Annotated in this window: 20 protein-coding genes and 1 other RNA gene; 13 read left to right on the forward strand and 8 right to left on the reverse strand. The window is 70.8% G+C overall.

The annotated features are described in order from the left end of the window. The first annotated feature begins 80 nt into the window (after nt 1-80). From Pla133_RS10000 to Pla133_RS10010, 3 genes are read left to right on the forward strand one after another with little or no spacing between them, the layout of a single operon-like run. Nucleotides 81-326, forward strand: coding sequence for a carboxymuconolactone decarboxylase family protein (locus tag Pla133_RS10000; protein ID WP_145064769.1), 246 nt, complete (start codon nt 81-83; stop codon nt 324-326). Between the two features lie 15 nt (nt 327-341). Then, entirely contained in the window at nt 342-656 is a 315-nt protein-coding gene (locus tag Pla133_RS10005) for a carboxymuconolactone decarboxylase family protein (RefSeq protein WP_145064770.1), read from the forward strand. A 12-nt stretch (nt 657-668) separates the two neighbouring features. Beyond that, complete coding sequence (locus Pla133_RS10010; RefSeq protein ID WP_145064771.1) at nt 669-2,729, forward strand: O-antigen ligase family protein; 2,061 nt, start codon at nt 669-671, stop codon at nt 2,727-2,729. A 7-nt stretch (nt 2,730-2,736) separates the two neighbouring features. On the opposite strand, the gene Pla133_RS10015 is transcribed toward Pla133_RS10010, so the two are convergent. The 6 genes from Pla133_RS10015 to rnpB form a co-directional block, all read right to left on the reverse strand. Beyond that, the gene (locus Pla133_RS10015) at nt 2,737-4,443 is read right to left on the reverse strand and encodes a hypothetical protein (protein ID WP_145064772.1); all 1,707 of its coding nucleotides are present in this window, start codon (nt 4,441-4,443) and stop codon (nt 2,737-2,739) included. 28 nt (nt 4,444-4,471) lie between these two features. After that, the gene (locus Pla133_RS10020) at nt 4,472-6,238 is read right to left on the reverse strand and encodes a hypothetical protein (RefSeq protein WP_145064773.1); all 1,767 of its coding nucleotides are present in this window, start codon (nt 6,236-6,238) and stop codon (nt 4,472-4,474) included. A gap of 251 nt (nt 6,239-6,489) precedes the next feature. Next, nucleotides 6,490-8,955 carry a CRTAC1 family protein gene (locus Pla133_RS10025; RefSeq protein WP_419195441.1) on the reverse strand — a complete coding sequence of 822 codons (2,466 nt, stop codon included), beginning with the start codon at nt 8,953-8,955 and terminating at the stop codon, nt 6,490-6,492. Between the two features lie 368 nt (nt 8,956-9,323). Continuing rightward, nucleotides 9,324-9,557 carry a hypothetical protein gene (locus tag Pla133_RS10030; protein ID WP_145064775.1) on the reverse strand — a complete coding sequence of 78 codons (234 nt, stop codon included), beginning with the start codon at nt 9,555-9,557 and terminating at the stop codon, nt 9,324-9,326. Between the two features lie 147 nt (nt 9,558-9,704). Then, nucleotides 9,705-10,409, reverse strand: coding sequence for a hypothetical protein (locus Pla133_RS10035; RefSeq protein ID WP_145064776.1), 705 nt, complete (start codon nt 10,407-10,409; stop codon nt 9,705-9,707). 408 nt (nt 10,410-10,817) lie between these two features. After that, an RNA gene (rnpB, locus tag Pla133_RS10040) (RNase P RNA component class A) lies at nt 10,818-11,210 on the reverse strand. Nucleotides 11,211-11,359: 149 nt separating this feature from the next. Between rnpB and Pla133_RS10045 the strand changes: the two genes are divergently transcribed. After that, on the forward strand, nt 11,360-12,247 hold the full coding sequence (locus Pla133_RS10045) for an alpha/beta fold hydrolase (RefSeq protein ID WP_145064777.1): 888 nt from the start codon (nt 11,360-11,362) through the stop codon (nt 12,245-12,247). A gap of 136 nt (nt 12,248-12,383) precedes the next feature. Here Pla133_RS10045 and Pla133_RS10050 read toward each other — a convergent pair whose 3' ends face one another. Next, entirely contained in the window at nt 12,384-13,241 is an 858-nt protein-coding gene (locus Pla133_RS10050; RefSeq protein ID WP_145064778.1) for an alpha/beta hydrolase, read from the reverse strand. Nucleotides 13,242-13,722: 481 nt separating this feature from the next. Beyond that, nucleotides 13,723-15,753 (reverse strand): DEAD/DEAH box helicase, encoded by a 2,031-nt coding sequence (locus Pla133_RS10055; RefSeq protein WP_419192324.1) that lies wholly within the window; start codon nt 15,751-15,753, stop codon nt 13,723-13,725. A gap of 407 nt (nt 15,754-16,160) precedes the next feature. Between Pla133_RS10055 and Pla133_RS10060 the strand changes: the two genes are divergently transcribed. From Pla133_RS10060 to Pla133_RS26150, 9 genes are all read left to right on the forward strand, one after another. Then, nucleotides 16,161-17,060, forward strand: a complete 900-nt coding sequence (locus Pla133_RS10060) for a cell division protein FtsQ/DivIB (protein ID WP_145064780.1) — start codon at nt 16,161-16,163, stop codon at nt 17,058-17,060. Beyond that, nucleotides 17,057-18,700, forward strand: coding sequence for a hypothetical protein (locus tag Pla133_RS10065; protein WP_145064781.1), 1,644 nt, complete (start codon nt 17,057-17,059; stop codon nt 18,698-18,700). The genes Pla133_RS10060 and Pla133_RS10065 overlap by 4 nt, the downstream gene beginning before the upstream one ends. A gap of 236 nt (nt 18,701-18,936) precedes the next feature. After that, entirely contained in the window at nt 18,937-19,377 is a 441-nt protein-coding gene (gene rplM, locus Pla133_RS10070) for a 50S ribosomal protein L13 (RefSeq protein ID WP_145064782.1), read from the forward strand. A 14-nt stretch (nt 19,378-19,391) separates the two neighbouring features. Then, entirely contained in the window at nt 19,392-19,790 is a 399-nt protein-coding gene (gene rpsI / locus Pla133_RS10075) for a 30S ribosomal protein S9 (RefSeq protein WP_145064783.1), read from the forward strand. A 220-nt stretch (nt 19,791-20,010) separates the two neighbouring features. Beyond that, nucleotides 20,011-20,760, forward strand: coding sequence for a YebC/PmpR family DNA-binding transcriptional regulator (locus Pla133_RS10080; protein ID WP_145168347.1), 750 nt, complete (start codon nt 20,011-20,013; stop codon nt 20,758-20,760). Between the two features lie 185 nt (nt 20,761-20,945). Next, the gene (locus tag Pla133_RS10085) at nt 20,946-21,890 is read left to right on the forward strand and encodes a GGDEF domain-containing protein (RefSeq protein WP_145064785.1); all 945 of its coding nucleotides are present in this window, start codon (nt 20,946-20,948) and stop codon (nt 21,888-21,890) included. Between the two features lie 143 nt (nt 21,891-22,033). After that, on the forward strand, nt 22,034-23,200 hold the full coding sequence (locus Pla133_RS10090; protein WP_145064786.1) for a hypothetical protein: 1,167 nt from the start codon (nt 22,034-22,036) through the stop codon (nt 23,198-23,200). A 44-nt stretch (nt 23,201-23,244) separates the two neighbouring features. Further along, a complete protein-coding gene (locus Pla133_RS10095; RefSeq protein WP_145064787.1) occupies nt 23,245-24,597 on the forward strand; it encodes a serine/threonine-protein kinase in 1,353 nt (450 codons plus the stop codon). A 47-nt stretch (nt 24,598-24,644) separates the two neighbouring features. Next, nucleotides 24,645-25,622: an RNA polymerase sigma factor gene (locus Pla133_RS26150; RefSeq protein WP_419192325.1), complete on the forward strand. Its 978-nt coding sequence runs from the start codon at nt 24,645-24,647 to the stop codon at nt 25,620-25,622. The last annotated feature ends 15 nt before the right edge of the window (nt 25,623-25,637 follow it).

Here is a 25,637-nt window from a genome sequence, read left to right on the forward strand (position 1 = left end):
CCTCGCGGCGGGAGGCGTCGGTTCGGGCCCGCCCCCGCCGCAGTGGCTCCCCGTCTCCGAGCGGCGTAGGATCGCGCCCAATGGCGTGGATCCGCACCGTGTCCGACGACGAGGCCCAGGGCTTCCTCGCCCGGCAGTTCGCCGCCGCGCGTGCGCGGGCCGGGCGGGTGTTCGGGATCGTGCGGCTGATGAGCCTGCAGCCCAGGACCCTCGACGCGTCGATGGGGCTGTACCAGGCCGTGATGTTCGGCTCCGGCGGGCTCGCTCGGCGTCAGCGGGAGATGCTCGCCGTCGTGGTCAGTCGCGCCAACCAGTGCCACTACTGAACACGGGCGCACCAGATGGACCTCCGTGCCGAGCTGTCCGACTTCGACGAGGCCCGCCGCCACGCGTTGGTTGAGGCCCTGGGCGATGATTGGCGTCGCGCCGAGCTCGACGAGGTCGACGTGGCCCTGTGCGAGTGGGCTGAGACGCTCACGCTCCGTCCCGCGGACTGTGGTCCGCAGTCGCTCGATCGACTGCGCGCCGTCGGCCTGGACGACGTGGCGATCCACGACGCGGCCCAGGTGGTGAGCTACTTCAACTACATCAACCGCCTGGCCGATGGGCTCGGGGTGGACCTCGAGCCCGAGATGGACCCGCCGCCGTCGCGCTGAGCGGCCTCGCCCATGAGCAGCCCTGTTCGCATCGCCCTGGCCGCGCTCTTGGCGGCACCGACGGTGGCCCACTCCGTGTACCGCGGTGGCGACTCGGCCTGGCTCTTGGCTCTGCTGTTCCTATTGCCGATCGCCCTCGCCTGGCGGGATCCGGTGCGAGGACTGCTCGGCGGCATGGCCGGGGCGTTCCTACTGCCGCTGGTGCCGGTGATGTTGCACCTCATGCCCTTCGCGGCGGAGCGGGTCTGGCTGCACGGGACCCTCGCAGGGTTGGTGCTTTCGGGAGCGGCGACCGCGCGTGCGACGGGGTCCCTCGCGCCCTGGCTGCGCTGGACCGTAGCCCTGGGCGCGGCCTGGTCGATCGCCGCCGGCGTGCGCGGCGTGATCGTGGCCCTGCCCGAGGGTGCGCCCTGGGTGGGGGAGATGCTGGCGGTCGCCGCGCGCGATCTGGTCCTGCCGCGACCTCAGATCGAGGCGATCCATCCCTTGGCCGTGCTCGAGCTGCGGCTGGAGTACCTGACGCTGCTCTGGTTCAGTGGCGAGCTCCTGGCCGGACGCGACGACGCCGTGCGCCGACTGACGCGAGTGGTGGCCGGCATGCTGCTGGTCGGCCTGCTCGTCGGCGCCGCCGACTTCGTGATCGCCGCGCTGTACCGCGGCGAGAACTTGGTGGAGCGGCTGCAGGCCCAGTTTCCGCGCAACCACCGACCCCTGCTTGACCACAACGCACTCGGCACCACGATGGTGCTGTTGTTGCCGGTGCTGCTCGGGTGTGTGACCGCCGTGTTCATTGGGCGGCGCAGGGCGCAGCGCCCGCCCCTCGGCCCGGCCCTGGCTGGCGCGGCCTTCAGCTGCGCGACGCTCTACCTGATCTCCTCTCGCTCCAAGGCCGCCCTGGGCGCCTTCGCCGTGTCGCTCTTGCTGTTCGGGCTGGTGACGTTCGGCGTGCGGCGGGCCCTGGGGACCTGGTGGATCGCCGGTCCCCTGCTGCTGGGAGCGGTGAGCGCGGTCGGTCTGCAGTTCCTCCCGGTCGAGACCGCCCAACGCCTGGCCAGCAACCGCTACCTCGCTGATGCGATTCGCGTGGGCCGCCTGGACGCGGCGACGAGCTACCTGCGCGCCAACCGTTCGGCCCCCTGGAGCGCAGCCCTCGCCATGGGCGTCGACGCGCCCCTGCTCGGTCAAGGCCTCGGACGGACCCCCGCGCGCATGGTCGACTTCCGCGATCCCGAGCGCCGCGTGCAGTTCAACCCGCTGCACGAGAACGCCCACAACCAGGTGCTGCAGTCCTTCGCGGAAGAGGGCGCGGTCGGTGTGGTGCTGCTGTTGATGCCCTTCGGCCTGGCGATCGCAGGTGCCCGGCGCGGTCTACGTCGGCGGCGTGCGCTCGACGACGACCGCGAATGGCCAGTGGTGGCGGGCTTGGTGGTCGCGCCAGTGGCGCTGTTGATCAACTTGCAGGTGGGCCACGCGCTGCTCGAGCCGTCGGTGGCCTACATCGTTGCGATCCTGTTCGGCGCGGCGGCTTCCCTGGGCATGGACACCGGGGAATCCTCGCACGACGCCGCTACCGGCCGCGCGCGGCGCTGGTCGGCGATCGCCGTCGTGGTCTTGCTCGGTCTCTCTCCGGCCCTGTGGACCAGTCGCCCGCCCCTGGCAGGTTTCTCCTTCGGCTGCTTCCCCTGGGTCGAATGGCCGGGCGGGCAGCGCGATCGACTGCTGGGCCCCGACGCCCGCTGGATGCAGGTCTGGGGCGATGGCCCGCGGATCAAGATGCCGGTCAAGGACGGTCGCTCGGCCCTCTACACCACGCCCTGGTTCACGGACGTGGAGCTGAACGGTGTACGCGTGGTCGAGGACTACCAGCCGCCCCGCAAGGACCCGGCCGTGCGCGAGTTCCCCAGCGCGATCCTCTTCGCCGAGGCGCCCGAGGGCATCGTCGAGGGCGACCTGGTCGAGGTGCGCGTGCTGACGAACCCGCCCTACGCCGAGTCCATGCACTACGACATCGGTCGACCCTGGTTCGGACTGCGGATCGGTACGCCGTTCTTCCGCCGGCCCCAGGGCGAGTAGCTCGCTCCTACTGCTCGCGCAGCTTGGCCAGGGCGTTCTCGGCCGGTCCGAAGCCGGGGTTCAAGTACAGGGCCTGGCTGTACTCGCGCTCGGCGCTGACCTTGTCCTCGAGAGCTGCGTAGAACTTGCCGAGCCAGAAGTGGCCCATGGTGCGGCTGTGGTCCTTGATGTCGGCGCTGTCCATCAGGTCGACCACCGCGTGCAGGGTGCCGAGGCCCTGGCGGATCCAAGCCTCGCGGGTCGTGTCGTCCACGCCCGCCAGGGGACGCAAGTAGACGCGACGGTGCTGGTCCATCAGCCGCGCGAAGGTCTGGTCGTACCACTGGCGGTTGATCGGGTCGGAGCGCTGGATGCGGGCCCACTCGGTCTTCCAGTGCTGCACGGGGGTCGGCCGCTCTTCACCGGGCAGCGCGGCCAGGCCCTCGGGCGAATCGGCCCAGCGGTAGTGGAACTTGGTCCAGGGATTGACGGCGCCCAGGGCCGTGGCGGCGAGCGAGATCAGCAGTCCCACGACCAGCAGTGGCGCTGCGATCGGACCCGGTCGCCAGGGTCGACCCTCGGCATCGCGGCGGGCCAGGAACTCGGCCGGGAACAGGGCCAGCAACGGAACGAACACGGCGAACCAGCGCATCCCGAAGGACGAACCGCCGTAGTTGCTCGACTGGAAGACGTAGAAGACGGTGATGCCGATGGCCGAGAGGGCGGCCGCGGGCAACAGGCCGCCGATCAGTTGGGTGGAGCGCTTGGCCGCACCGTCAGCCACGCGCCGGCGCAAGAGCAAGAGCAGCCCCGCGGCGACGGCGAACAGCAGTTGAGGGTGGTGCGAGAACAGACCGCTGTGGCCGAAGGTCGTGCCGAGCAGGTAGGAGAAGCGCTGCCCCTCCGCCTGCACCTGGTCCACGCCCGTCAGGGACATGAACATGAACGGCGACATCGGGTAGCGGAAGGCCTCGTCGTGCATCCCGAAGGGCACCAGGTCGCCGGCCACGGCCCAGTTGACCGAGAAGTGCAGCGCGAGGACCGGTAGGGCGCCGATCCCGTAGCGCACCACGCCGCCCATCCCGCTGTTGCGGACCACGGGCCACAGGCAGGCCAGGGCGGGGAACACCGCGGTCAGATCGATGGTGGTCGCGAGGGCCAACAGGACCCCGGCCGAGATCCAACTCGCGCGCTGCAGGCACAGGAAGGCCAGGGCCACGAGACCCGCGGCCGTGCCGTGCTGGTTGAGGACCAGCGAATAGGGCAGCAGGAGCGTGGCGAGGCCCAGGCTCGCGATCAGCGCCGCGTTCCAACCGGGTCGGCAGCCCGTGGCCGCGATCAGACGCGAGATGGCCCACAGGCCGAGCAGCACCGGCAGACCGACCAGGGACAGGGTCAAGAGGCGGTAGGTCGGTGCCTGGTCGATCGCCAGGCCGAAGACCTGGTGCAGCAGGGCGAATGGCAGGGCACCGACCATCGCCATCATCGGCGGTTGGTGGCTGTAGAAGTGGGGCTCGAACCAGACCTTGTCGCCCTGCCAGACGTAGACCGAGTCGTCGATGGCGAGGGTGCCGCGGGTGACCAGGGAGTCGATGGTCGCCAGGCGCGTGGCGTCGGCCCAGGAGCCGGGGCCGTCCTTGGTGAAGACCAACAGCACCACGGCGATCAGTCCCAGCACCAGCCACACGGCGCGCGGCGTGGGCGACGGCGGGGCGAGTTGGTCGGGGTCGCTCATGGGCGCTGGAGATTAGCGCGGCCGCCGCTCACTCGGAGCCGCGGAGTTGCGCCGCCCGGGCCTGGCAGTGACGCACCGAGCGACCGAGGCGGAACTTGGCGCAGGCCTCGGCCAGTGCGTCCCAAGCCGCGGGGTCGCTGCCGTCGCTGGCGTGGACGGCGCGCAGGAACGGGTCCAGGGCCGCGCGGACCTCGGCCGGGAAGAAGCGCGGCTCGCGCACGTCGGGGTCCGCTGCCAGCAGGGCCACCTCCACGAAGCCCTCGCGTGCGTCGAAGGGCAACCCCTGCGCCGCGTGCCAGCGCTCGAGGCTGGCCAGGGACTCGGCTTGGTCCGCGCGCAGCCAGACCTCGGCCGTGTCGTCGGCCCAGGCGCGGATCCACTCCACGTCGGCGTCCGGCGGCCGCCAGGGCCGGGCCTGGCCGTCGCGCACCACGAAGCGCTTGAACACGATCACGCGCACGTCCCGGGCGCGCAGCACCTCGCGCGCGAAGTCCGGATCGCGCTCGGCGCGCCAACGCTCGGGGATGATCTTCTCGAACAGGACCGTGCGGCCGTCGATGAAGGTCGGGTTGGCGTCCCCGAGGATCCAGCCCAGGTAGCCGCCCCATTCGTAGGGGTGGAACAGATTCCCGGTCAGGCCGGCCTCGCGCACCACGTCCGCGGCGAAGACCGGGAACAGGCGCGGGTCGACGCTCTGGGCGAAGTGGTCCTCGGCCAGGTCCCCGGCGGCGCCGCCCACGTAGTGGGTGGGGGCGAGCACGGCGAGGGCCCCGGCGGCGGTCGCGCGGGCCAGCCAGGGCGCGCGCTGGCGGCCTGCGGTCCAGCGCGCCGCGAACTCGCGCAGGGGGAACCACAAGAGCCAGAAGAAGCGGCGCGCGTCGAGAGCCAGGAAGCCGCAGGCGCCCAGGAAGCCGAGCTGCTCCCAGCGGGGCGCACGCCGGCCCGTCAGGCGCGCGAGGCCCCAGGCGAGGCCCAGGGCTCCCGTGGCCAGCAAGCACGCGGCGACCAGCACGAACAGGGGCACTGTCAGCGGCTCGAAGCGCGGGTCGCCGGGCAGGATCCAGGAGGGGAACCACTCCTCGATGTACTGCTTGGGGACGGAGCGCCGGAACAGGGCGTAGGTGTGGGGCGTGAGGCCGAGGGGCGAGACCAGGGTCCCGGCGAGGGCGCTGGTGAAGACGGCGGCCCAACGGACCAGGTGCGTGGGCCTGTGGGCCACGCTCGCGCGACCGAGGCCGCTCAGGCAAGCGCCCATCAGTCCGGCCAGGGCCATGATCGGTGCGAACAGGGCTTCGGCGTGGAGCTGTACCCATACGCAGGCGAGCAGGCCGACCTCGGCGACGGTGCGCCAGCTCGGCGTCGGGGCCGCTCCGGGGGCGAAGAGCGCGCGGTGCAGGCGCAGGACGAAGAATGCGCTCAGGAGGTGCGGCCGCAGCTCCCACTTGAGGGCGAAGAGCGCCGCAAAGATGCAGGTGGCCGCCGCGGCCCAGGCCGACGAGAGCTCGGCGCGCGCGCAACGGTAGGCATAGACCACGAGCAGAATCGCGAGCAGCGCGCCGACCACGCGCAGCCCACCCAAGCCTGTCGCCCCATGCAGTAGGGCGAAGAGCACCTGAGAGCCGTACTCCTGCAAGACCCACGGCTCGTCGCCCGCCGTGTGACTGAACGGATCCGTGGCCGGCAAGGCTCCGTGGGCGAGGATCCAGTCCCCGGTCCGCAGGTGCCACCAAAGGTCGCCCGATCGAATCGGTCCAGCGAGACCAAGGGCAGCCAGCAGGGCGGCGGCTGCGACCAACAGGAGATCGAGCGGGCTCGACGGCGCGGAGGAGTCGAGCCGACCGTCGTGCGCGCCAGACCGACCAGATCCGGTTGACCCTGGCGAACCCGTCGAACCGAGAAGTCCAGCGGTTGCGCCGGCAACTGCGGGCGCGTTCGGAACGGTGGACCCGCCAAGCTCGCTCGCGGCCTCGGACGCCGTCGAACCCGACCGTCCGCGCGAGCCCAGTGGTCTTGACGGACCGCTCGCGGCCCGCTGCTCGTCGGCGGTCATTCGGACTCGGGCTCCGCGATGCGGGTCCACTGGTCCAGTTCGACGGTGTGGCTCGAGGTCGCGCCAGAGGGCCACTGGATCTCGACGGTCGCCGGCCCCTCGCGTTCGCCGAAACCGAACAGCAGCTCGGGCGGGTTGCCTCCCAGGTAGCTGCGCCCCGCACGCATCGAGCGCAGTTGGGTCAGGTCGCCCACGGTGACCGTCACCCGCGCGCCGATCGCCCGCGTGTTGCCGTCCGCCCCGCGCAGCTCGATCCCGAGCCAGCTCGGTCGGTCCGCGCCGTCCGTGGCGCGGTTCTCGAGCAGCTGCAGCGGCCCGTTGTTCGTGGTCACCACCAGGTCCTCGTCCCCGTCGCGGTCGAAGTCGCAGGCCACCACCGCGCGCGAGGGCAGGGCGCGGTCGACGTCCGTCAATCCCTCGACCAGGGTGAAGCGAGCCTCGCCGTCGTTGACGAACAGGTGGTTGGGCTGGCCGACGCAGATACCCGTGCTCTCGTAGTCCGGGCTCGTGTAGCCGTTGGCCACGAACAGGTCCAGGTCCCCGTCGAGGTCCAGGTCGAAGAACTCGCAGCCCCAACTCGTGAAGCCGACCGAGTGCGGCCCGAAGCCCGCCGGTACCGTCACGTCGCGGAAGGTCGCCACGCGGTGGCGCTGGCTGCGGTGCGAGAGCCGGTTGTTGCGGTAGAGCGCATTGGCCTCGAGTTGCCAGTTGGTCAGGAACAGGTCCTCGTCCAGGTCCCCGTCCACGTCGGCCACGTTGACGCCCATCCCGCCGCGCGGGTCGTCCATCCCGGTCTGGAACGACACGTCGTGGAAGTGACCCTCGCCGTCCCCCGACCAGAGCACGTTGAAAGACACGTCGTTGGCCACGTACAGGTCCTCGGCCCCGTCGGCGTCGAAGTCGAAGAACAGGGGCTGCATCCCGCGCCCCTGCTCGTCGAGCAGGCCCAACTCCTCGGTCGCGTCGACGAACCTCATCCCCTCGGGCGTCGACTCGTTCCGGTAGTAGACGTTGCGCTGGCCCGGAAAGGCGAAGGGCAGCATCTCGATCGGATCCTCGCGCGAGAGCGGCAGGTCCTCGACCGGCGGCATCAGGGCGGGGTCGTAGGTCAGGTAGCTCGTCACGTAGAGGTCCAGGTCACCGTCGCGATCGGGATCCGCAGCGGCGACGCCCGCGCTCCAGCGGTCGCCGGTGATTCCGGCAGCCGCGGTCACGTCGCTGAAGGCCGGAGGTTCGAAGCCTCCGCCGAGCGCGAAGTGATAGCTGTTCCAGTGTCCGTAGAGGACGTCCTCGCCGTAGTTGGCGACGTACAGGTCGAGGCTTCCGTCGCCGTCGCCGTCGAAGAACAGCGCGCCCATGCCGTTCCCCGTGTCGGCCGCTCCCGCGGCCATCGTGATGTCCTGCAGGGCCTCGCCGTCCCACTGGAACATGCGGTTCGTGGGGGCAAGAGTGCCCTCGCGCCCGCCGCCCTGGACCACGTAGAGCTCGGGAGTACCGTCGTCGTCGACATCGCCCCAGGCGATGCCGGGCCCCATGGTGGGGCGGATGTCGAGTTGCTCGTCGGGGCCCTCGAAGTGAACCAGCCGTGGCCCCTCGCGCGGCAGCATGTCGACGAGGACGTCGCTGTCCCCCTCGCGAGCGTGGGCGATGGTGAGCGCGCCCGACGCGACCGGAGCCTCGTCGCCGGGCCGCGGTGGGCCCGCGCCGCGAGGAGCGTCGACGAGCAGGGTCCAGGTCCTGCCCTCGTCGCGGGGTGGGATCGCCACCCGAACCTCGGCGCCCTGGGGGTCGAGGGTCACCTCGAGCTCGGTGGGATCGCGAGGGACCCTCACGTCGGCCACGAAGAGCTGGTCGATCGTCGAGTCGACCAGGCTCAGCCTATGCCGCCCCTCGGGGAGCACGAGGGCGAATGCACCGCAGCCGCCGAGGCGCTGGCAACCGAAGGGAATCGTTCTCTCGTCCAGCTGACCGAGCGCACGCACGACGATCTGGGGCGCACTCGAGTCGGCCGTGCCCCGCGGCGCGGGGCCCGGGACGAGGATGAGCGGGCGCTCGACCGTGGTCGGAGTCTCGAGGAAGACCTCGAGCCCCTGCTCGGCGGTCTCCCCGTCCTGGTAAGCGATCAGCGCGACGAACTTCGCGTCGAAGTAGCCGACCCTCGGCGGAAGCTCCGGCGGCCCTACGACCCGGGGTTCGCCGTCGATGAGCAGCACTCGCTCGTCGGTCGAGTGGGCCACGGCGCGAATCCGCCACTCGCCTTCGATATCGGGCCGCACTCGCAATCGGGCCCCGACCGGACCCGGTGTCGCGCGGGCCACCAGCGGCGATCGAGTGTTGAGCGGGACGATCCCCGGCCCCAAACCGGAAGCGTCGGATACGAAACGCCACTCCCCATCGTCCCAGACTTGCAGCTCTAGGACCGGGATGGCGACGGCGGCCGCTAGAAGGACAGAAGCGATCATCGTGGCGCTGAGGCTAACCGACAAAAGAACGCCCCGCGCGAGGGATCTCGCACGGGGCGTGCAGGGTCGGAAGTCGGTCGAGTCTGCCGGGCATCTGGCCCGGCTACGCTCCAACGGCGCCAGCTGTTGGGCCAACGGCAACTTGCCGGGCATCTGGCCCGGCTACGCTCCAACGGCGCCAGCTGTTGGGCCAACGGCAACTTGCCGGGCATCTGGCCCGGCTACGCTCCAACGGCGCCAGCTGTTGGGCCAACGGCAACTTGCCGGGCATCTGGCCCGGCTACGCTCCAACGGCGCCAGCTGTTGGGCCAAGGGCAACTTCTGATCGGGTCAGCTGCTGTTACATCGAGCAGCGGTTTCGCTCCCGATCAGAACCGGACGTCGCGCAGCTCGTCGATGCCGAAGTCGAGGCTGAGCTCCTTGTCGACGTCGATCAGTCGGCCGGTGCCCTTGAATTGGTTGAAGACGAGCGCGCCCGTGATCTGTCGGCCGTCGCGGAACATCAGCGTCACGCGGTCGGCGGTGCGGGCGCCGAGGAGCATGTCGTAGAGCAGTTCCGTGTCGACGGCGGTCGTGCGCCGTGCGGAGGTTGCGGTGGCCATTGGGTCCCGACGTCGCCGTCGGGCCTCCTTGAGGGTGTCGTCCGCGTGGAGCCCGGCGGGCTCCGCGGGTCGGTCGCCGGGGCGACCTGAGAGAGTGAGTGAGAGAGAGTCGCGGCCGCGGCGCGGCTGCGGGGTCGTCGGCGTCGCTCAGCGAGCGGCGGTCGACGCAGCTCCGGAGGCATACTCCGGGATCAGTTCGTCGAGTCGGTCGAGCATCTGCGCCGACCAGGACTCGAAGTTCGCGCCCGCGTCGCGCATGGCGCGCAGCTCGTCGGGCGTGCGGAGCTCGCCGACCAGCACGTCCTGCTCGCGCACGGCGATGCGGGTGGGGTCGTCGACTTCCAGGACTTGCACCAGCCCCACGTGGACGGCGCCCACGGGGTTGGTGTCGTCGTTGATCATCCCGACCGGGCGCGGCGGGCCGCACTCGGGCAGGAACAGTTCCTCGGCGAGCTCGCGGCGCGAGCCCTCCGCGATCGGATCGCGATCGCCGCCGTCGGCAGCAATCGCGTCCGGGGGTTCGACGTGACCACCCACGCCGATCGAGAGCTTGTCGTGCAGTCGGGCATCACCGCCGGCCTTGGTGCGACGCAGGCACAGGATGCGAATCCCGTGCGCCTCGTCGCGGCCGAAGACCAGCGTGTAGGGGATGACCTGCTTGAGGTCGGGGTCGAGCTCGGCGCGGTCGCGCTGGGCGAAGAAGCCGTGCTGGCTGACCGTGGCTCGGAAAGACTCGAGGTCGTAGCCGCCGTTCGCCCGGGGGTCCCCGTCCGACCCGAACGGCACCAGGCCGTGCGGGTAGCAGGTGGGGAACAGCGCGCGACGCGGGACGGCGTAGACGAACTCGAGCATGGTTGTGGGGCGGGCGCGGGCCCTGTCCGGGCGCACTCGTCGGGGCGACTGGCCCGTGGCCCTGGGGTCGGAACCGCCGCGCGGGCGGGATCGAAGGGGCTGGGTCGGGTCGCAGCTCGTCGGACCGGTCGGAGTCGGGTCGCGCCGGGGATGGCCTCGCGGGCCTCTCGGTCGGACGGGACCGCGCGGGTCACGTCCAGGCAGGACTCGTTGCCGAACGGCCGCGGGAGCGGCTCTCGGCGGGTGCGATTCAGAGGCCGGAGTATCCGCCGACCCCGTCAAACCGTCAAGGCCTCCAACTACGGGGTGCGTGGTTGGGACACTCCACCACAAGATCTTGGGGGTCCCGACCCGCTTCGACCACCGGGCCGTGTCGGGGCCAAACTGCCAGCTAGCGGGAGGTTAGTGGACGCGAGCCACCCTGTAAGCCGGATCCTGTACCCCCGAAGGGGTGGCGACCATTTCTCTGGGACCGCACTCACGCACGGCCTCTAACGACCTACCCGGGGACCCTGGGCTGAGTCGACGCCGGTCCCTCTACGCGGTCTTTCTCCGGGCGGGGTTTACCCTGCCAGCCCTGTCACCAGGACCGCGGTGCGCTCTTACCGCACCGTTTCACCCTTACCTGACGCCACCGAAGTGGCGCCGGGCGGTCTGTTCTCTGTGGCACTTTCCCTAGCCTCACGGCCGGTTGTCGTTAGCAACCGCCCTGACTCGTGGAGTCCGGACTTTCCTCCGCGCGATCCTCGCCGACGGCCGAAGCCACGACTCGAAGCGCACAGCGGCCGCCCAGGTGCCTCGCGTCCGCTGGGGATCGTAGCTCGGCGCCGAGGCCCTGACGAGAGCGGCCCTCACGAGAGGGGCAACTGAACGTTCCGCGACGGGCGGACGGGCTCTAACCTGCCCGGCCCGCTTCTCCCCCGACGCCAGGTCCCGGCGCCACACCCCCCATGAGCGAGATCCTCAGCACTGTCACCAACCTCGAGCTGCGCGAGTCCAACCCGGACGGCAGCGAGGGCGCCGGCCTGTCCCACACGGCGGAGGGCATGTTCCTGCTGCACTGCCTCGAGATGGCGGGGGCGGGCGAGCCCCGCGGGGGCGTCACGATCGTCCACGACCTCTCCGACCATGGGGAGCGCTACCGGGGTCTGGGCGCGCGCCTGACGGAGGACGACTGGGCCCTGGCCCTGCCGGACATGCGCGGACACGGCCGCTCCGAGGGTCCCCGCGGCCACAGCTGGGGCATCAAGGAGCCGGTGCGGGACATCGACTCCGTCCAGGACCACGTGGCCTACCGTCTGCCCGACCACCCCAAGGTGATCATCGGCGTGGGGCTCGGCGGGCTCTACGCCCTGGCCTACGCCCAGGCCCATCCGGACCGGGTCCAGGCCCTGGTCCTGGTGGGGGCCATGCTGCAACCGACCTTCCCGGTCGCGGCCAAACCCGGCGGCCTCAAGGGGCTGTTCAAGAAGCCCACTCCGATCGATCAGGCGGACTTGGACTGGTCCCCGGACCAGATCTCCAGCGACGCCAGCGCCCAATCGGCCTGGACCGGCGATCCCCTCGTGCATCGCAAGGTCAGCCGTCACGTGGCCGAGCGGGTCGTGGCCGAGGCCGCCGAGGTGCGTCGCCATGCAGCGTCGATGACGGTGCCGACCCTCGCCCTGCACGGGTCCGACGACACGATCGCATCGGTCGACGCCGTACGCGGCATCGAGCGCGCGGGACTGGAGCTGCGTGTCCTCGACGGGCGCAGGCACGACCTGTTGCACGAGGCCGGCGCCAAGAGCCTGTACGACGACATCGCCCACTGGATCGACGGCGTCTGCCCGCGCTGACGCTCGCTCGCAGGTCGGCCCGAAACGAGAACGCCCGGCTGGATCAGCCGGGCGTTCTCGTTCGGGGCCCTGTCGAGTTCGGGGCCCCGTCGAGTTCGGGGCCCCGTCGAGTTCGGGGCCCCGTCGAACCGCCTGCTTAGCTCCGCCCGCCGCGCTTGGGCATCGCCTGCGCTTCGACCCAGTCGGACACATCCTTGCGAAGCTTCTTGTCGGTCAGGACCTCGGCCCCTTCGGAGCGCACTCCGACGATCGAGATGTAGCCGTCGCCCTCGACCTCCTCGACCAACTCGTCGGCCGCATCGCGCTGGTCGCGGCCGGCCACGATCATCACCGGCAGGCCTTCGACGTCGCGCAGGTCCGAGGTCAGGTCAAAGCCGTACAGCTCGCTCTCGAGTCCGACGATGCCGACGCAGCGGACGTTCTCGTCGTGAGCCGCGTGGCGCACCGCCAGGGCGCCGCCGGCGCCGACGCCGATCACGGTCAGGTTCGTGCTGTGGATGCCCTCGTGCTGGGAGAGCCAGCGCGCGGCCGTGTCGACGTCGCGGGTCGCGAAGGCCCACAGGGTCTTGCGCGCTTCCGCGTCCATGTCGGACCAGTCGAGATTCTCGGCAACGCTCTCGCCGTGGCCACGAAGGTCGAGCGTGAGCACGGCGAAGTTCGCGCGCTGCAGACCCTCGGCCATGTCCGTCAGGGTCGAGCGGTCGCTGCCGGCGCCGTGGATCAAGAGGACCGCGGGGGCGCGCCGGTCATCCTCGCGGGGCGCATAGAAGTCTCCCTTGAGGGCGATCTTGTCCGAGGTCCGCAGGGCGACCGGCTCGAGACCCGTCCGACCGCGTTGGGCCAGGGGCCGCGCCACGATCGGCGGACCCACGGCGATCGAGGGTCCTGCCGGAATCGAATGGGAAGTCGTCGTCGCACAGGCCGAGGGGAACTCGACCTGCACCGGAAGCAGGGGGCCGCTGAGGGCGGCTACGAGGAGGGAACTCGTCAGCATCGCTCGCGCCGGGCGCTTGCTGTTGGTCTGGCGGGACGGTTCAGGGGAGCCCGGTGGGGGCGGGCTGGCTCTGGCCGTTCGCGGGGATGATCGAGCCGGCCTGGGGCAGCCGTACCCGGGGAAACTTCGGCAGAGGGTAGTCGAGACCGGCCACCCTGCAAGCCATGCGGTACCTAGTGTGCCCTCCGGAAGCGGTTTACCAAGTTCCTGTCCACGGACTTACGTCGGTGGACCAGGCCCGACCTCTGCGGCCCCTGGGGGGAAGATCGCGGGGGAGGGAGGTCGGCCCGCAGTTGGCGAGCGAGGAGTCCCCGCCGGGACGCGGGCCGCCTCCGCGAGGATCCCCAAGCCAGAGGAACCCGGGAACTCGCCCCGGGCCCAGGGCGGCCCGTGGCGCCTTCGGGGTCCGGGAGGGTGGGTCGCAGCCCCCGTAGCCCCCGTAGCCCCCTTAGGCGCCGTAGGCGCCCGGAGCCCTCGAGCCTCAGCCCAGCTCGAGTTGACGCCTGGCGTCGACTTCGTCGCGGTTGATCGCGGCCATGGCCTCGTCCAGGCGCTCGACCAGGTCGAAACTGGGGTCCATCGCGCGCTTGACCTGGCGCATCAGTTGGATCGCCATTCGGAAGCAACGGCAGAGGTCGCCGGCCGTGGCGTCGGTCGTCTCCTCGAGTTCCTCGAAGGAGGCCCCCCGGGCCCAGGCGCAGACCGCGGGCGTCAGTCCCCAATCGACCGTCTTCATGGGCGTCGGGATCCCGTAGTGGGCTTCCTGCGCCGAAAGGCGGGTCAGGATCTGCCCGATGTGCCGGCGCACGCCGCCGTACAGCCGCGGGCTCACGAACGTCGGCTCGCCGCGCCGGCGCTCCTCGAATACGAGGGCCACGAAGACGACGCACAGGGCCTCGGCTCCGAGATTCTCGAGCGCCCCGCGCCACAGGAGCTCGGTGATCTGCAGCTCGTAGCCGACCAGCAGTCGCCCGATCTTGCCCTTGGCCGTCAGCTCGTCCTCGCCCTCGATGTAGCCGAGCTCGTACAGGAACTCCAAGTGCGCCTCGACCAGGCGCCGCTGCTCGCGGCTGTTGCGCTCGCGCGCCTTGCGGTTGCCTCCGCGGTGCTGCCAGGAGTTGAAGGACTTCTCCCAGGCCTCGAACAGGCGCTCGCGACCGATGCGGTCGATCAGGTGCAGGATCGACGAGTAAGACAGGCGGAAGCGGCTGTTGACCGGCTCGGGCTTGTTGGCCAGGAGGCGCTTCAGCGGCGCGTCCTCGAGGTCGCGGAACTCCAGGCGCGAGACCACCAGCCCCTCGTCGTCGATGCCCTGACGCCCGGCGCGTCCGGCCATCTGCATGTAGTCGCGCGTACGCAGGTAGTCGAAGTTGACGCCGTCGAACTTCTTCAGCCCGAAGAAGATCGCGGTGCGCGCGGGCATGTTGATGCCGAGCGCGAAGGTCTCGGTCGTGAACAGCAGCTTGAGCAGGCCGGAGGTGAACAGGCGCTCGACGACTTCCTTGTGCACCGGGAGCATGCCCGCGTGGTGGTAGCCGATGCCGTGCGAGGCCAGGCGGAAGATCTCGCCCTGCAGCTCGCCGTCGTGGAGCTGGAACATGTCGAGCAGCTCGCGCTGCAGCCCCTGCATGCGCTCGTACTCGGCATCGTCGAGCAGGTGGCGCTTCTGGTTGGCCAGGGCCAGCCGCTCGCAGTCCTTGCGGCTGAAGCAGAACACCATGGCCGGCAGCAGCTGCTTCTCCTGGATCTCGTCCAGCAGGGTCGAGAAGCTCGCCGCTTCGCGTCTGCGGTTCTCGTCGCGACGCTGCTCCCAGTCTCCGCGACCGCCGCGCCCACCGCGCTTGTCCTTGCCGCGTTTGCCACGTTCGGGCGCCCGAGCCTGGCGCTTGGCCCAGTCGAGCTTGTGCCCGTCGAACATGCCCAGGTCGGGCAGGTAGAAGCGGTGCCGCAACGGCACCGGGCGCTTCTCCGAGCGGATCACTTCGAGCTCGTGGTCGCGCAGTTGCCGCATCCACGCGCCCAGCTCGTCGAGGTTCTCGATCGTCGCCGACAGGCACACGAAGCGGATCGCGCGCGGGGCGAAGATCAGACTCTCCTCCCAGACCGTGCCGCGCTCGATGTCGTCCATGAAGTGGACTTCGTCGAAGATCACGAACTCCACGTCGTCGAGGGCGGCGGGGTTCTCGAAGATCGAGTTGCGCAGGATCTCGGTGGTCATGATCAACACCTGCGCGTGGGGGTGGATCGTGACGTCGCCGGTCATCAGGCCCACGTCGATCTTGGGGTCGTCGCGGAAGTCGCGGTACTTCTGGTTCGACAGGGCCTTGATCGGCGCCGTGTAGATGCAGCGCTTGCCGCGCGCCACGGCGTCCTCGATGGCGTACTCGGCGACGAGCGTCTTGCCGGCGCCGGTGGGGGCGCTGACCAAGACGTTGGCGCCGGCGCGGATCGCCTCGACCGCTTGGAGTTGGAAGCGGCTGAGACGGAAGCCCTTGTAGGTCGGCGCACCCACGGGGGCTCGTTCGACGCTCGTAGGTCCATCGGGGGCGCCACGGTGGGGAAGGGACCCGCCGGAATCAGCCAGCGCGGAGGCATCCCTGTCACTCGCAGCGCGCTGCGGGGCGACGGCGCCGAACTCGTGGCCGGGGCGTTTGCGTGCGGGCACGTCTTCGGCCGCTCGCGGCGATTGCCCGGTGCTTCCTCGGCGCGGGGCGCGGGGCGCTGAGTCGGAGTCGGAGGAGTGGTCGCGGCGGCGCGCCCGCTGTGGGCGCTCGTCGTCCCGGCGGCGCGGTCGGTCGGATTGCATCGAGGCAGAGCCTATCCGCCCGATGGGAGCGAGGAGAAGCTGCGCAGGCTGCGAAGACGGTTCCTGGCGAATCGAGCGCTATCCTCTCGGCGCTCCCGGAGCCTCCCCGTGCCATGGGACCCCGACCCAACCAACGATCTCGACCGCGTCCCAGGCGCCTGCCCCTGTGGCTGCCCTTGGCCGCGATCGTGGTGCCCCTGACCTGGATCGGTCTGCGCTCGGCGGACGACGCGCGCGCCAAGGGCTTCGGAACCCTGGATCCGTCGCAGCTGGAACTCGAGTTCCCGCAGGAATGGGTCGACCCGCGCTGGGAGGACGAGTTGGTGGCGACCTTCGAGGACTTCGGCCAAGTGGCCCTCGACGACGGAGCGCGCCTGCGCGAGTTGGCCGCTGCACTCGAGGGATTGGCATTCGTGGCGGAAGTGGCCTCGCCGCGGATCGTCTGGCCGGCCGGAGCCTCCTTCGCGATGCGGCTGCGCCGACCGGTGGCCTGCGTCGCCGTCAGCGATCGATTTCTCGCCGTGGATGCAGCCGGAGTGATCCTGCCGGGCTCCCACGCCACCCCGCCCAAGGTGGCGGGGGGCTTCCTGCCGCTGCTCGGTCCGAGGGACGGCCGTTTCCTGGACGCCTTGCCTGGGGATCGCATCGAGGACGATGCGGATCTCGATGGGCTCGCGATCGCCGTCAGCCTGTGGGAGTACCTGGCGCGGGAGGAGCGCGGGGCCCTCGGTCGCATCGTGATCGAAGCCCAGGACGCGGCGCGGTCGTCGTTGACGAACCCCGGCGCGGTCCTGCGCCTGGTCGAGGGGCGTGCCGTGGCCTTCGGCCGCTCGCCGCGGGTGGACGAGCCCGGCGAGTTGGCCCTGGCCAGCAAGTGGGCGCACGTGGCCGCCGCCTTGAGGGAGTTGGAGCAGGGCGGTGCCTCGGATTGGATCGTGCTCGACGCGCGCATGGACGACCCGGAGTACATCCGTCCCGTCCCCGCGCTGACGGAGTCCGAGGAGTCGCCGTGAGCCTGGGGCGGCTCCTGGTCGCCTGGTGCCTGGCCCTGGTCGCGCTCTTGGTGATCGGCGGCGCAGGTCCCCAGACGCCCTTGGCGGCCCTGTCTCCCACGGCAGTGGTGGCCCTCGCGTTGATCGTCGTGGTCGGGATCCCCGCCAGGGAGACGGAGGGCATCCGGCAGCACACGGGCCTGGCCTTCGCATTGGGCCTGTCCGCCCTGGCCCCGCCCCTGGCCCTGGCTGCCGCGGTCGACGGCGCTCGGGGGGAGCCGGCCGCGGCCCGCGCCCTGGCCTTCGCGGCGGCGGCGTCGATTGCCGCCCTGGCCTGGGGCGCCCGTTGGTCGGCCCGTGGCCGAGCGGCCCACCGGGTCCAGTCGGCCCTTCACTTCGGCATGGTGCTCGGACTGCCCCTGCTGGCGGCCGCCCTGGCCTGGGCCGGAAGGCCGGGCAACCACACGGTGGCCCTCTCCTCGTGGGTCGGTTGGAGCCCCGCCGGCTTCGTCTTCGGGATGGCGGGCGAGCGCGGCCTGCCGGCGCCCGCGGAGCTGCCCTGGATTCCGCCCACCGCAGTCGCGCTCTTCGGCGCCCTCCTCGTGCGTGGAGTCGCGGCCGGCGCGGGGCGCTCGCCGCGCGCGGCCACGGCGGTCGTAGGGGCGTTGGTCGTCTGTCTGGGTTTCGGGAGCCAGGCCCGGGCGGGGGAGCAACGCTTGTTCCCAGCGCGGGTCGAGTTGACCGGGCCCTTGACGAGTGTGCGCTTCGATGCCGGCACGGCGGGGAGCCTGGCGCTCGACATCGATCTCGCTCCAGGGGAAGTGCGCGAGTTGGTCCTACCCCTGCCGATTCTCGGGGAGTTGGCGCGAAGCCTGGGTCCGGCTCCGACCGTGGTGGCGAGCGGCGGCGGCGGCGCGCGCTTGGTGGGCTGGGTCGAGAGCGATCCCCTCGGTCGCGCCTGGGAGCGGCTGCCGCGTGGGCTCAAGTCGCGCGCCGCGCCGGTTCCGAGCGGAGCTCCGGGCGGTTGGAGCACCGCAGGTCTGCTGGTGCTGGTCGCCTCGCTCGTGATCGCAATTGGGGCCCTGCGGCGCGGAGGGTCGTTGGCCTGGGTCGCCATCCCTCTCCAGTTGGCCGTCGCGGCGTGCCTGCTCCTGGTGCCGTTCGGCATCCGCGATCCGGACCCCGGGCGTGTCGAGGTGCAGGACCTGGATCTCGACGCCGGGGTGGCGGCCCGGGTCTTCGCCGCTCGCGATCGAGTGGACCTGGGGGCCGCCCCTTGGCCCGAGCGGGTCGAGACGATCCCCGATGGCGTGCCGGTCGAGGTTCGAGCGGCCCTGCGCGGAACGAACGTAGAGGTCGAAGCGGTTGCGGCAGGGGCGATCCTGGTGGGGCGCTCGGCCTCGACCCTGGATCGCGGGTCGTTCGCGCCTCGGGATGGCCGTTCAGCCCTGGAGGCGGGCCTGGGCCCCGGGGTCGTCGGGCACTGGCGCGCGGCTGACGGGACCTGGCAGGTCCCCGACGGTCCGCCGCCGGCCTGGGCCGCGGCCGGCTTGCCGCCGGGAGTTCCCGGCGCGGTGCTGCGCTCGGCGGACGGCCGGCGTTGGCGCCGGGCCAGCGGTCTGGAGATCGGATCGATCCTCCGGGCAGGACAGGGCTTGTGAGCGCCTTGGCACGTGGGTAGCCTGTCGGGCCCTTTTCGACGCCGATGTCGTCCGCGAACGCCACGTTCGCTGCGAGGCGCCGCCCCGGGGACCCCGATCCCGGCCAGGCCGCTCCTGACTCGACTGAGCTTGACTCAAACGCGAGTCCGACGACGAGCGTCCGCCCGAACAGCTCCGCCCCGCCACCAAGCCTGACGTCACCGCCGAAACGAAGAGGCGGAGGCCCATCGACCCCCATGAAATCCACTCACGTTCGCGCTGCCGACATCCAGGAGCGCTGGTACGTCTTCGACGCTTCGACCCAGCCCCTGGGTCGCATGTCCGCGAAGATCGCGACCCTGTTGATGGGCAAGGACCAGCCCACGTACACGCCGAGCGAGCTCTGCGGAGCCCACGTCGTCGTGATCAACGCGGCCAAGGCTCAGGTGTCCGGCAAGAAGGACGACCAGAAGACCTACAACTTCTATTCCGGCTACCCGGGTGGATTGAAGGAACTCAGCCTCGAGACCATGCGAGAGCGGCGTCCCGCCGACATCGTGACCCTCGCCGTGCGTCGCATGCTGCCCAAGAATCGCCTCGGTCGTCAGATGCTGAAGCACCTGAAGGTCTACAGCGGCAACGACCACCCGCACACCGCCCAGCAGCCCGTGCCCTACGAGGCCCCCAGCCAGGGCTGAGCCCCTTTCATTCCATGACCGTCAACAACCCGTACACCTGGGGCCTCGGCCGCCGCAAGAGCGCTGTCGCCCGTGTTCGCATCAAGCCCGGCTCGGGAGCCTTCAACGTCAACGGCAAGCCCGTCGACGAGTTCTTCCCGACCATCCGCGATCGCAAGGCGTCCCAGTCGCCCTTGGCGCTGCTCGCCGAGGGCGAGAGCTACGACATCAACGCAACGGTCCACGGGGGCGGTCCCCACGGGCAGGCCGGCGCCGTGCGCCTGGGCCTCGGCCGCGCGCTCAAGGAGGTCAACCCGACCCACTTCGAGGACCTGCGCGAAGGCGGGCACCTCACCCGCGACCCGCGGATGAAGGAACGCAAGAAGCCTGGTCGTCGCGGCGCTCGCCGGGGCTTCCAGTTCTCGAAGCGCTGATCGATCCACGAGCGTCCTGCGCGGTCTTCGGATCCGCTCGCTCGTCGCTCTCGGAGCTGTACTCTTCGGGCCGTGCGCCGTTCTTGGTGTGCGGCCCGTTTTCTTGGACGGCCCGAGCGCAACGTTCTTGCCCGACGCCTTGAAGTCCGCCGGGCGCACCGCACTGACCCAGCCCATTCCTCCAGCCCCTCGCCGCCTCGGCCCCAGCCCAACCAGTCCCATGGCAGGTCATTCCCACGCCGCGAACGTCGCGCGCCGCAAGAACTCGGTCGACGCCAAGCGCGCGAAGATCTTCTCGAAGTGTGCCAAGGCGATCATCTCGGCCGTCAAGCAGGGCGGTCCCGATCCCGATCAGAACCTCAAGCTGCGCTACGCGATCGAGAAGGTCAAGGGCGACAACATGCCCAAGGACAACATCCAGCGCGCGATCAAGAGCGCGTCGGGTGACAAGGGCGGGGAGATGGAGGAGCTGATCTACGAGGGCTACGCGCCGGGCGGGGTGGCGGTGATGGTCACGGCCCTGACCGACAACCGGGCGCGCACGGCTTCGGACCTCAAGCACATCTTCGACAAGCGCGGCGGCAACATGGGCTCACCGGGATCGGTGGGCTTCCTGTTCCAGTTTCGCTCGGTGTTCGTGGTCGAGACCGGGGAGCGGGACGAGGACGAGCTGACCGAGTTGGCCCTGGAGGTCGGCTGCGACGACGTGCAGGTGGCCGACGGCGCGGCGACGTTCTTCGCCGATCCGACCGAGTTCCTGGCGGTCAAGGACGGGCTCGAGGCCGCCGGTCTGGCGTTCATCAGCGCCGAGATCGGCTACGTACCGGAGAACGACGTCGAGGTCCAAGACAAGGGAGACGCCAAGAAGATCCTGGCCCTGGTGGACGCCCTCGAGGACAACGACGACGTCCAGAACGTCTACGCGAACTTCTCGATCGACGACGAGTGGATCGACGAACTGACCCGCTGATGCCAGCGGCGCGGCGTTTCTCCGCCGAGGTCTGGGCTGATGGTTGAGGAAGGGGCTCCTGTCCCAGCTAGGGGAATGGGATCTTCTCTGTCGGGGCGGGAGGAGCGGGGGCGCAACTCCGCGGACATGCTTGGACGATCCCCAGGGAGGCCGCCGCGCGCGGTCCAACGACTACGGAGGAAAGCTTGAGCGCAGCAGCCGATCAGGACGCGCCCGCACGGCGCATGTGGGTCATCACCGAGGACGACAGCCTCTTCGACGAATGCGCGCGAGCGGCGTCGTCCATGGATGGTTGGGCGGCCAGCGGTCCACACCGTCTGGAAGAAGTGCTCGAGGTGCCCGCCGGCGCCGGGCTGGCCATCGTGGACGGCAAACTCGGCGGATCGGGGCCCTTCGTGGCCGCGCGACTGCTTTCCCTCGCGGGCGCGCCTCGCACGGTTCTAGTGCTGCCCGATAGCGACGATCTGGTCGAGCCGATCGCGCGCTTCTGCGGCGCGGCGGGGGTACTCGCACGTGGCTTCGACCCTACGGAGCTGGCCGACATCGCGGCCGCCGTGGAACGCTTCTCGGGTCAGGGCAGCCACCCTGAAGAGCAGGCCGATCCCGTACTGCCGATGGCGCTGCTCGAAGAGCTGTCCGGCCAGGCGTCGCGCGGTGCCCAACTGATCGAGGCCCTCGCTGACCCCGAGACCAGCCTCTTCAACTACGAGTTCCTGACCTACAAGCTGGACGAGGAGTTCAAGCGCGCGCGGCGCTTCGGACAGCCCCTGTCCTGCGTGATGCTCGGGTTCGACGGCGAGGCCGACAGCGGCGTGCTGGGCAGCCTTGCCAGCATCTTCCTGCAAGCGGCCCGCGACACCGACATCCTCGGTCGCTTCGACATCTCGTCGTTCCTGTTCCTGCTGCCGAACACGCCCGCCCGCGGGGCCGAGGTCATGGCCAAGCGCATCCGCGAGTCGGCTGAACGCCTGGGCTTGGCCGACGTGATCGGCGACAGGCTCGAGCTCTCTGTCGGCATCGCGACCTTCCCCCACGCCAAGATTGGCCGCGCCGACGACCTGTTCCGTCTTTCCCGCGAGGCCTTCCAGCGCGCTCAGGCCGACGGATCGGGAGTGCTCCACTCGATCTGAACTGCCGGCCCGAAGGGGGCGTGCTGCAGGTCGGGCGGCGTGCTCTCCCCCGCTTCTCTTGAAGCCTCGCGCCCGCCGCGGACGAGAGTCCAACCGGCCGCTCTGGCGGAAATAGACCCGACCCGAGCCGCGCAATGGCTTGCGTGAGTCCCGCCCTCCGCGAGCACTCGGCGGCGGCAGATCCGCCCTCCGGGATCCCGGTCGTGTCCTTCGAGGAGGCCCGATCGGCCCTTGCCGGCAACGAGCCCGAGGTCGCCCTCGCGGCGGCCAAGGCGGCGCTCGAGGGGGATTCCACGCAACAGGACCCGCGACTCGACGATTGGGAGCGACTGCGCGACCAGGCCTTGAGCGACGTTCGGATGCGTGCCGAGCGCCACCGACGCGCCGGCGAGCCGGGTGCCGCCGCCCGCTGGCTTGGACTGCTGCTGCGCTACGACGCGCGGGCGGCGAACTCGGTGCACTTGGCGTGGGACCAGCCGGTGCCGGTGGATGCGCCGCCGGTCGACGGATCGGACGGAGTCGGCAAGAGCAGCGCCGCGGGGCTGCCAGGGGGCCGAAGGACTGCACCCGTGGGGGGCCAGGGGCCTGTGCCCGTTGGGGGCCAGGGGCCTGTGCCCGTTGGGGGCCAGGGGCCTGTGCCCGTTGGGGGCCAGGGGCCCCTTGCCATCGGCGCCGCTCGGCGCTTTCGCTGGGCGATCGACGCCGCGGGCGAGTTCCTTTGTCTGGTCGTCGACGAGGTCGTCCTGGCAAGTGGGGGCGAGACCGCGCCGCGCCTGGTGCGCCGACCGTCCCTTCGCGGCGGCGGAAGCTGGTGCCTGGTCCGGGGTGCCGCAAGCGCCCTCGTGGACGGCCGCGAGCCCCAACGGGACTGCCTGCGTCTGCGTTCGGGCGCGCGGGTCGAGCTGGCGTCCACCGCGGAGCGACCGCGGGTCTGTTTCACCCTGCGCTGCGACGACCCCGGCAGCCAATCGGCCCGGCTCGAGCTGGAGCGGGGCCTCGAGGCCGAGGGTGCCCAGGGGTTGCTGCTCATGGCAGAGGGGCGCGCCGGCCGCGTCAGCGTGGGAGCCGGGGTCCGTTCGCTGATTCGCTGCGACGACCTCGACCAGGCCCTCGAGCTGTGGATCGAGGGGGATGGGCTGCACCTGCGCTCGCCCCGCAGGGGCACGCTGCAGCGCGGGGAAGAGAGCCTCGCGGTCACCCCCGGTTCCGAACAGCACTTGGCCTGGCCGCTGCGCTCCCGGGCAGACCTCGAGCTCGCCCCGACCCGCCCCGGAAGTCCGCCGCTCTGGATGCGGGTCGAGCCGCTCTAGAATGTCCGCCCCGTCGCGCGTGAATCCCGCGCGGCTGCGAGCCGATGGTCGACTGGGAAACCTTCTACTCCGACTTCCGCAAGCCCGACTTCGTCCCGGGCTACGAGATCCTGAACCGTCTCGGGGGCGGCGCGTTCGGCGAGGTCTACAAGGCGCGCAAGCGGTCGATCGGCAAGGCTTACGCGATCAAATTCCTCAAGGTCGGCGATCCCCAGGCGGCGCAGATCGTCGAGCGCGAGCTCTCCCACGCGCGCCTCTTCGCGGCCATCGAGCACCCCAACCTGGTCGCGATCGAGGACCTCGGCTCGGTCGCCGGTGTGCCCTATGTGGTGATGGGCTACGCCGGCGAGGACACCCTCGCCCGTCGCCTGCGTGACGGCGCCCTCGAGCGCCGGCTGGGCTTCGATCTGTTCGTGCAGGTCTGCCGCGGGGTGCTGGCCCTGCACGATCGCCAGTTGGTGCACTTCGACCTGAAGCCCTCCAACGTCTTCCTGCGCGGCGACGTGGCGCGGGTGGGGGACTACGGCCTGGCGAAGCTCTTGACCGATGGTCGCCAGACCCTGTCGATCGGTCGCGGCACGCCGCACTACATGGCACCCGAGGTGCTCAAGGGCCGGGCCGACCAGCGGGCCGACCTGTATTCGCTGGGCACGATGCTGTTCGAGGTCTTCGCGGGCCGCGTGCCGTTCGAGGGCGAGAGCGGCATCGCGGCGCTCCTGCGCGACGAGCGCAGCGAGATCGAGTACCCGGCCGACTTCCCGCCGCCCCTGCGCGAGGTGGTGGAGCGCTGCTTGGCGGTGGAGCCGGCCGAGCGCTACCAGTCGGTGGCCGAGCTCCTGACGGATCTCGATCAAACCGGGCGGCCGGGCGACTCGATTCGGTGGCCCTTCCCCGGCAAGGAGGGCTCGATCCCCGCCGGTCGCTTCGACCGTGCGCCGACCCCGCGTCCCGTGGGGGTCCCCGTCGGCGCCGACGTGGTCGAGTGGGAGACGCTGGACGGGCACTCGGGCAGTGGCTCGGACGAGGTCGGCGACGACCTCCTCGAGTGGTCCGCCCTCGACCGAGCGGGCGCCGAGCGCGAATCCGCGGATCCGAGCCTTCGACGCAGCACGTCGTCCTTCGGCGAAAGCAGGGCGAGCTTCGCCAGCGCGCCCACCGTGCCCGTGCCTCCTCGACACGACGGGGGCTTCGTGGGCGGCGTCGTGGCGGTGGGGGCCCTGGGCGTCGAGATGGTAGGGGCGATCTTCCAGGGACCCGCAAACCTGGCCTTCGCAGCCGGCTCGCGCGGCGTCGGGTCGGCCCTGCGCGGTCTGGGTGGGCTGGTGCGTTGGGCGGCCTTCAGCTTCCTGTTCGGCGGGCTGGTCGCCGTCGTATTGGTCGTGCTGCTCCTGCGCTGAACCGCCGGGGCTGGCGTGCTGCTAAGATCGCCGGTCGAAATTCTCCCGTGACTGCCTCCGACTCGACTCCCACCCACTCCGATTCCGCGGAGCCGGCCCCCGCCGTCCCCGGTCCCGACTGGTCGCCCGACATCGCCCGCCTCCAGGGTCACGACGACTCCGAGTGGTTGCAGGTCGAGCGCAGCTTTTGCGGACGCTTGCAGGCCTACGCCCAGCGCCGGACCGGTGACGTCCAGGCCGCCGAGGACATCGTCCAGGAGACGCTCCTCGGCGCGGTGCGTGGCATCCCGGACTTTGATCCGACCTACAGCTTCGAGCAGTTCCTGTTCGGCATCTGTCGCAACCGCACGATCGACCACCTGCGCCGACGCCGGGCGCGGGCGATCCAGGTCTCGGAGGACGAGGACGGGACGCCGGGTCTCGACTCGATGGTGCGCGAGAGCGAGACGCCCTCGGCGATCGTGCGGGGCATCGAGCTGTCGGAGCGCGCGCGGGGCCTGTTGGGCGAGATCCTGCGCGACTGGGTCGAGGAGACCTGGGCCGCGGGCGAGTTCGTCCGCCTGGCCGTGATCGAGGCGCTGTTCTCCGGGGGCTGGCGCAACCGCGATACCTGGAAACGCTTCGGCCTGCGCGACGAAACCGCGGTGGCCGGGATCAAGTTCCGGGCCCTCAAGCGCCTGCGTCAGTTGGCCGCCGTGCGTGAGTCGGGCAGCGACCTGCTGCGCCTGTTGGCGGCCGCCGAAGAGGGCCACCGCCTGCTCGACATGGACGTGCAGGAGATCTGGCGCGAGCGCCGGGTGAGCTGCCCCGCCAGGCACTGGTTGGCCCTGGCGAGTTCCGGTGGCCTGGAAGAGGGGCCCGCCGGGTACATCAAGTTCCACCTGGAGGACATGCGTTGCCCCTGGTGCCTGGCGAATCGCGACGACCTGTCCGACCCGGCCCTGGGTGACCAGCTCCGACCGCTGCTCGAGCGCCTCGAACGTGAGACGCTCGACTACCTCAACGAGCGACGCGACCCGGTCTGATTCGGCTCACGCCGA

The organism is Engelhardtia mirabilis, from assembly GCF_007748095.1.
GTDB lineage: Bacteria > Planctomycetota > UBA1135 > UBA1135.

Coding starts and splice junctions, on each gene's coding strand:
- Pla133_RS10080 (WP_145168347.1), top strand. CDS start 20,011: ATGGCAGGTCATTCCCACGCCGCGAACGTCGCGCGCCGCAAGAACTCG.
- Pla133_RS10025 (WP_419195441.1), bottom strand. CDS start 8,955: ATGATCGCTTCTGTCCTTCTAGCGGCCGCCGTCGCCATCCCGGTCCTA.
- Pla133_RS10035 (WP_145064776.1), bottom strand. CDS start 10,409: ATGCTCGAGTTCGTCTACGCCGTCCCGCGTCGCGCGCTGTTCCCCACC.
- Pla133_RS10015 (WP_145064772.1), bottom strand. CDS start 4,443: ATGAGCGACCCCGACCAACTCGCCCCGCCGTCGCCCACGCCGCGCGCC.
- Pla133_RS10095 (WP_145064787.1), top strand. CDS start 23,245: ATGGTCGACTGGGAAACCTTCTACTCCGACTTCCGCAAGCCCGACTTC.
- rpsI (WP_145064783.1), top strand. CDS start 19,392: ATGACCGTCAACAACCCGTACACCTGGGGCCTCGGCCGCCGCAAGAGC.
- Pla133_RS10050 (WP_145064778.1), bottom strand. CDS start 13,241: ATGCTGACGAGTTCCCTCCTCGTAGCCGCCCTCAGCGGCCCCCTGCTT.
- Pla133_RS10010 (WP_145064771.1), top strand. CDS start 669: ATGAGCAGCCCTGTTCGCATCGCCCTGGCCGCGCTCTTGGCGGCACCG.
- Pla133_RS10000 (WP_145064769.1), top strand. CDS start 81: ATGGCGTGGATCCGCACCGTGTCCGACGACGAGGCCCAGGGCTTCCTC.
- Pla133_RS10045 (WP_145064777.1), top strand. CDS start 11,360: ATGAGCGAGATCCTCAGCACTGTCACCAACCTCGAGCTGCGCGAGTCC.
- Pla133_RS10005 (WP_145064770.1), top strand. CDS start 342: ATGGACCTCCGTGCCGAGCTGTCCGACTTCGACGAGGCCCGCCGCCAC.
- Pla133_RS10060 (WP_145064780.1), top strand. CDS start 16,161: ATGGGACCCCGACCCAACCAACGATCTCGACCGCGTCCCAGGCGCCTG.
- rplM (WP_145064782.1), top strand. CDS start 18,937: ATGAAATCCACTCACGTTCGCGCTGCCGACATCCAGGAGCGCTGGTAC.
- Pla133_RS10030 (WP_145064775.1), bottom strand. CDS start 9,557: ATGGCCACCGCAACCTCCGCACGGCGCACGACCGCCGTCGACACGGAA.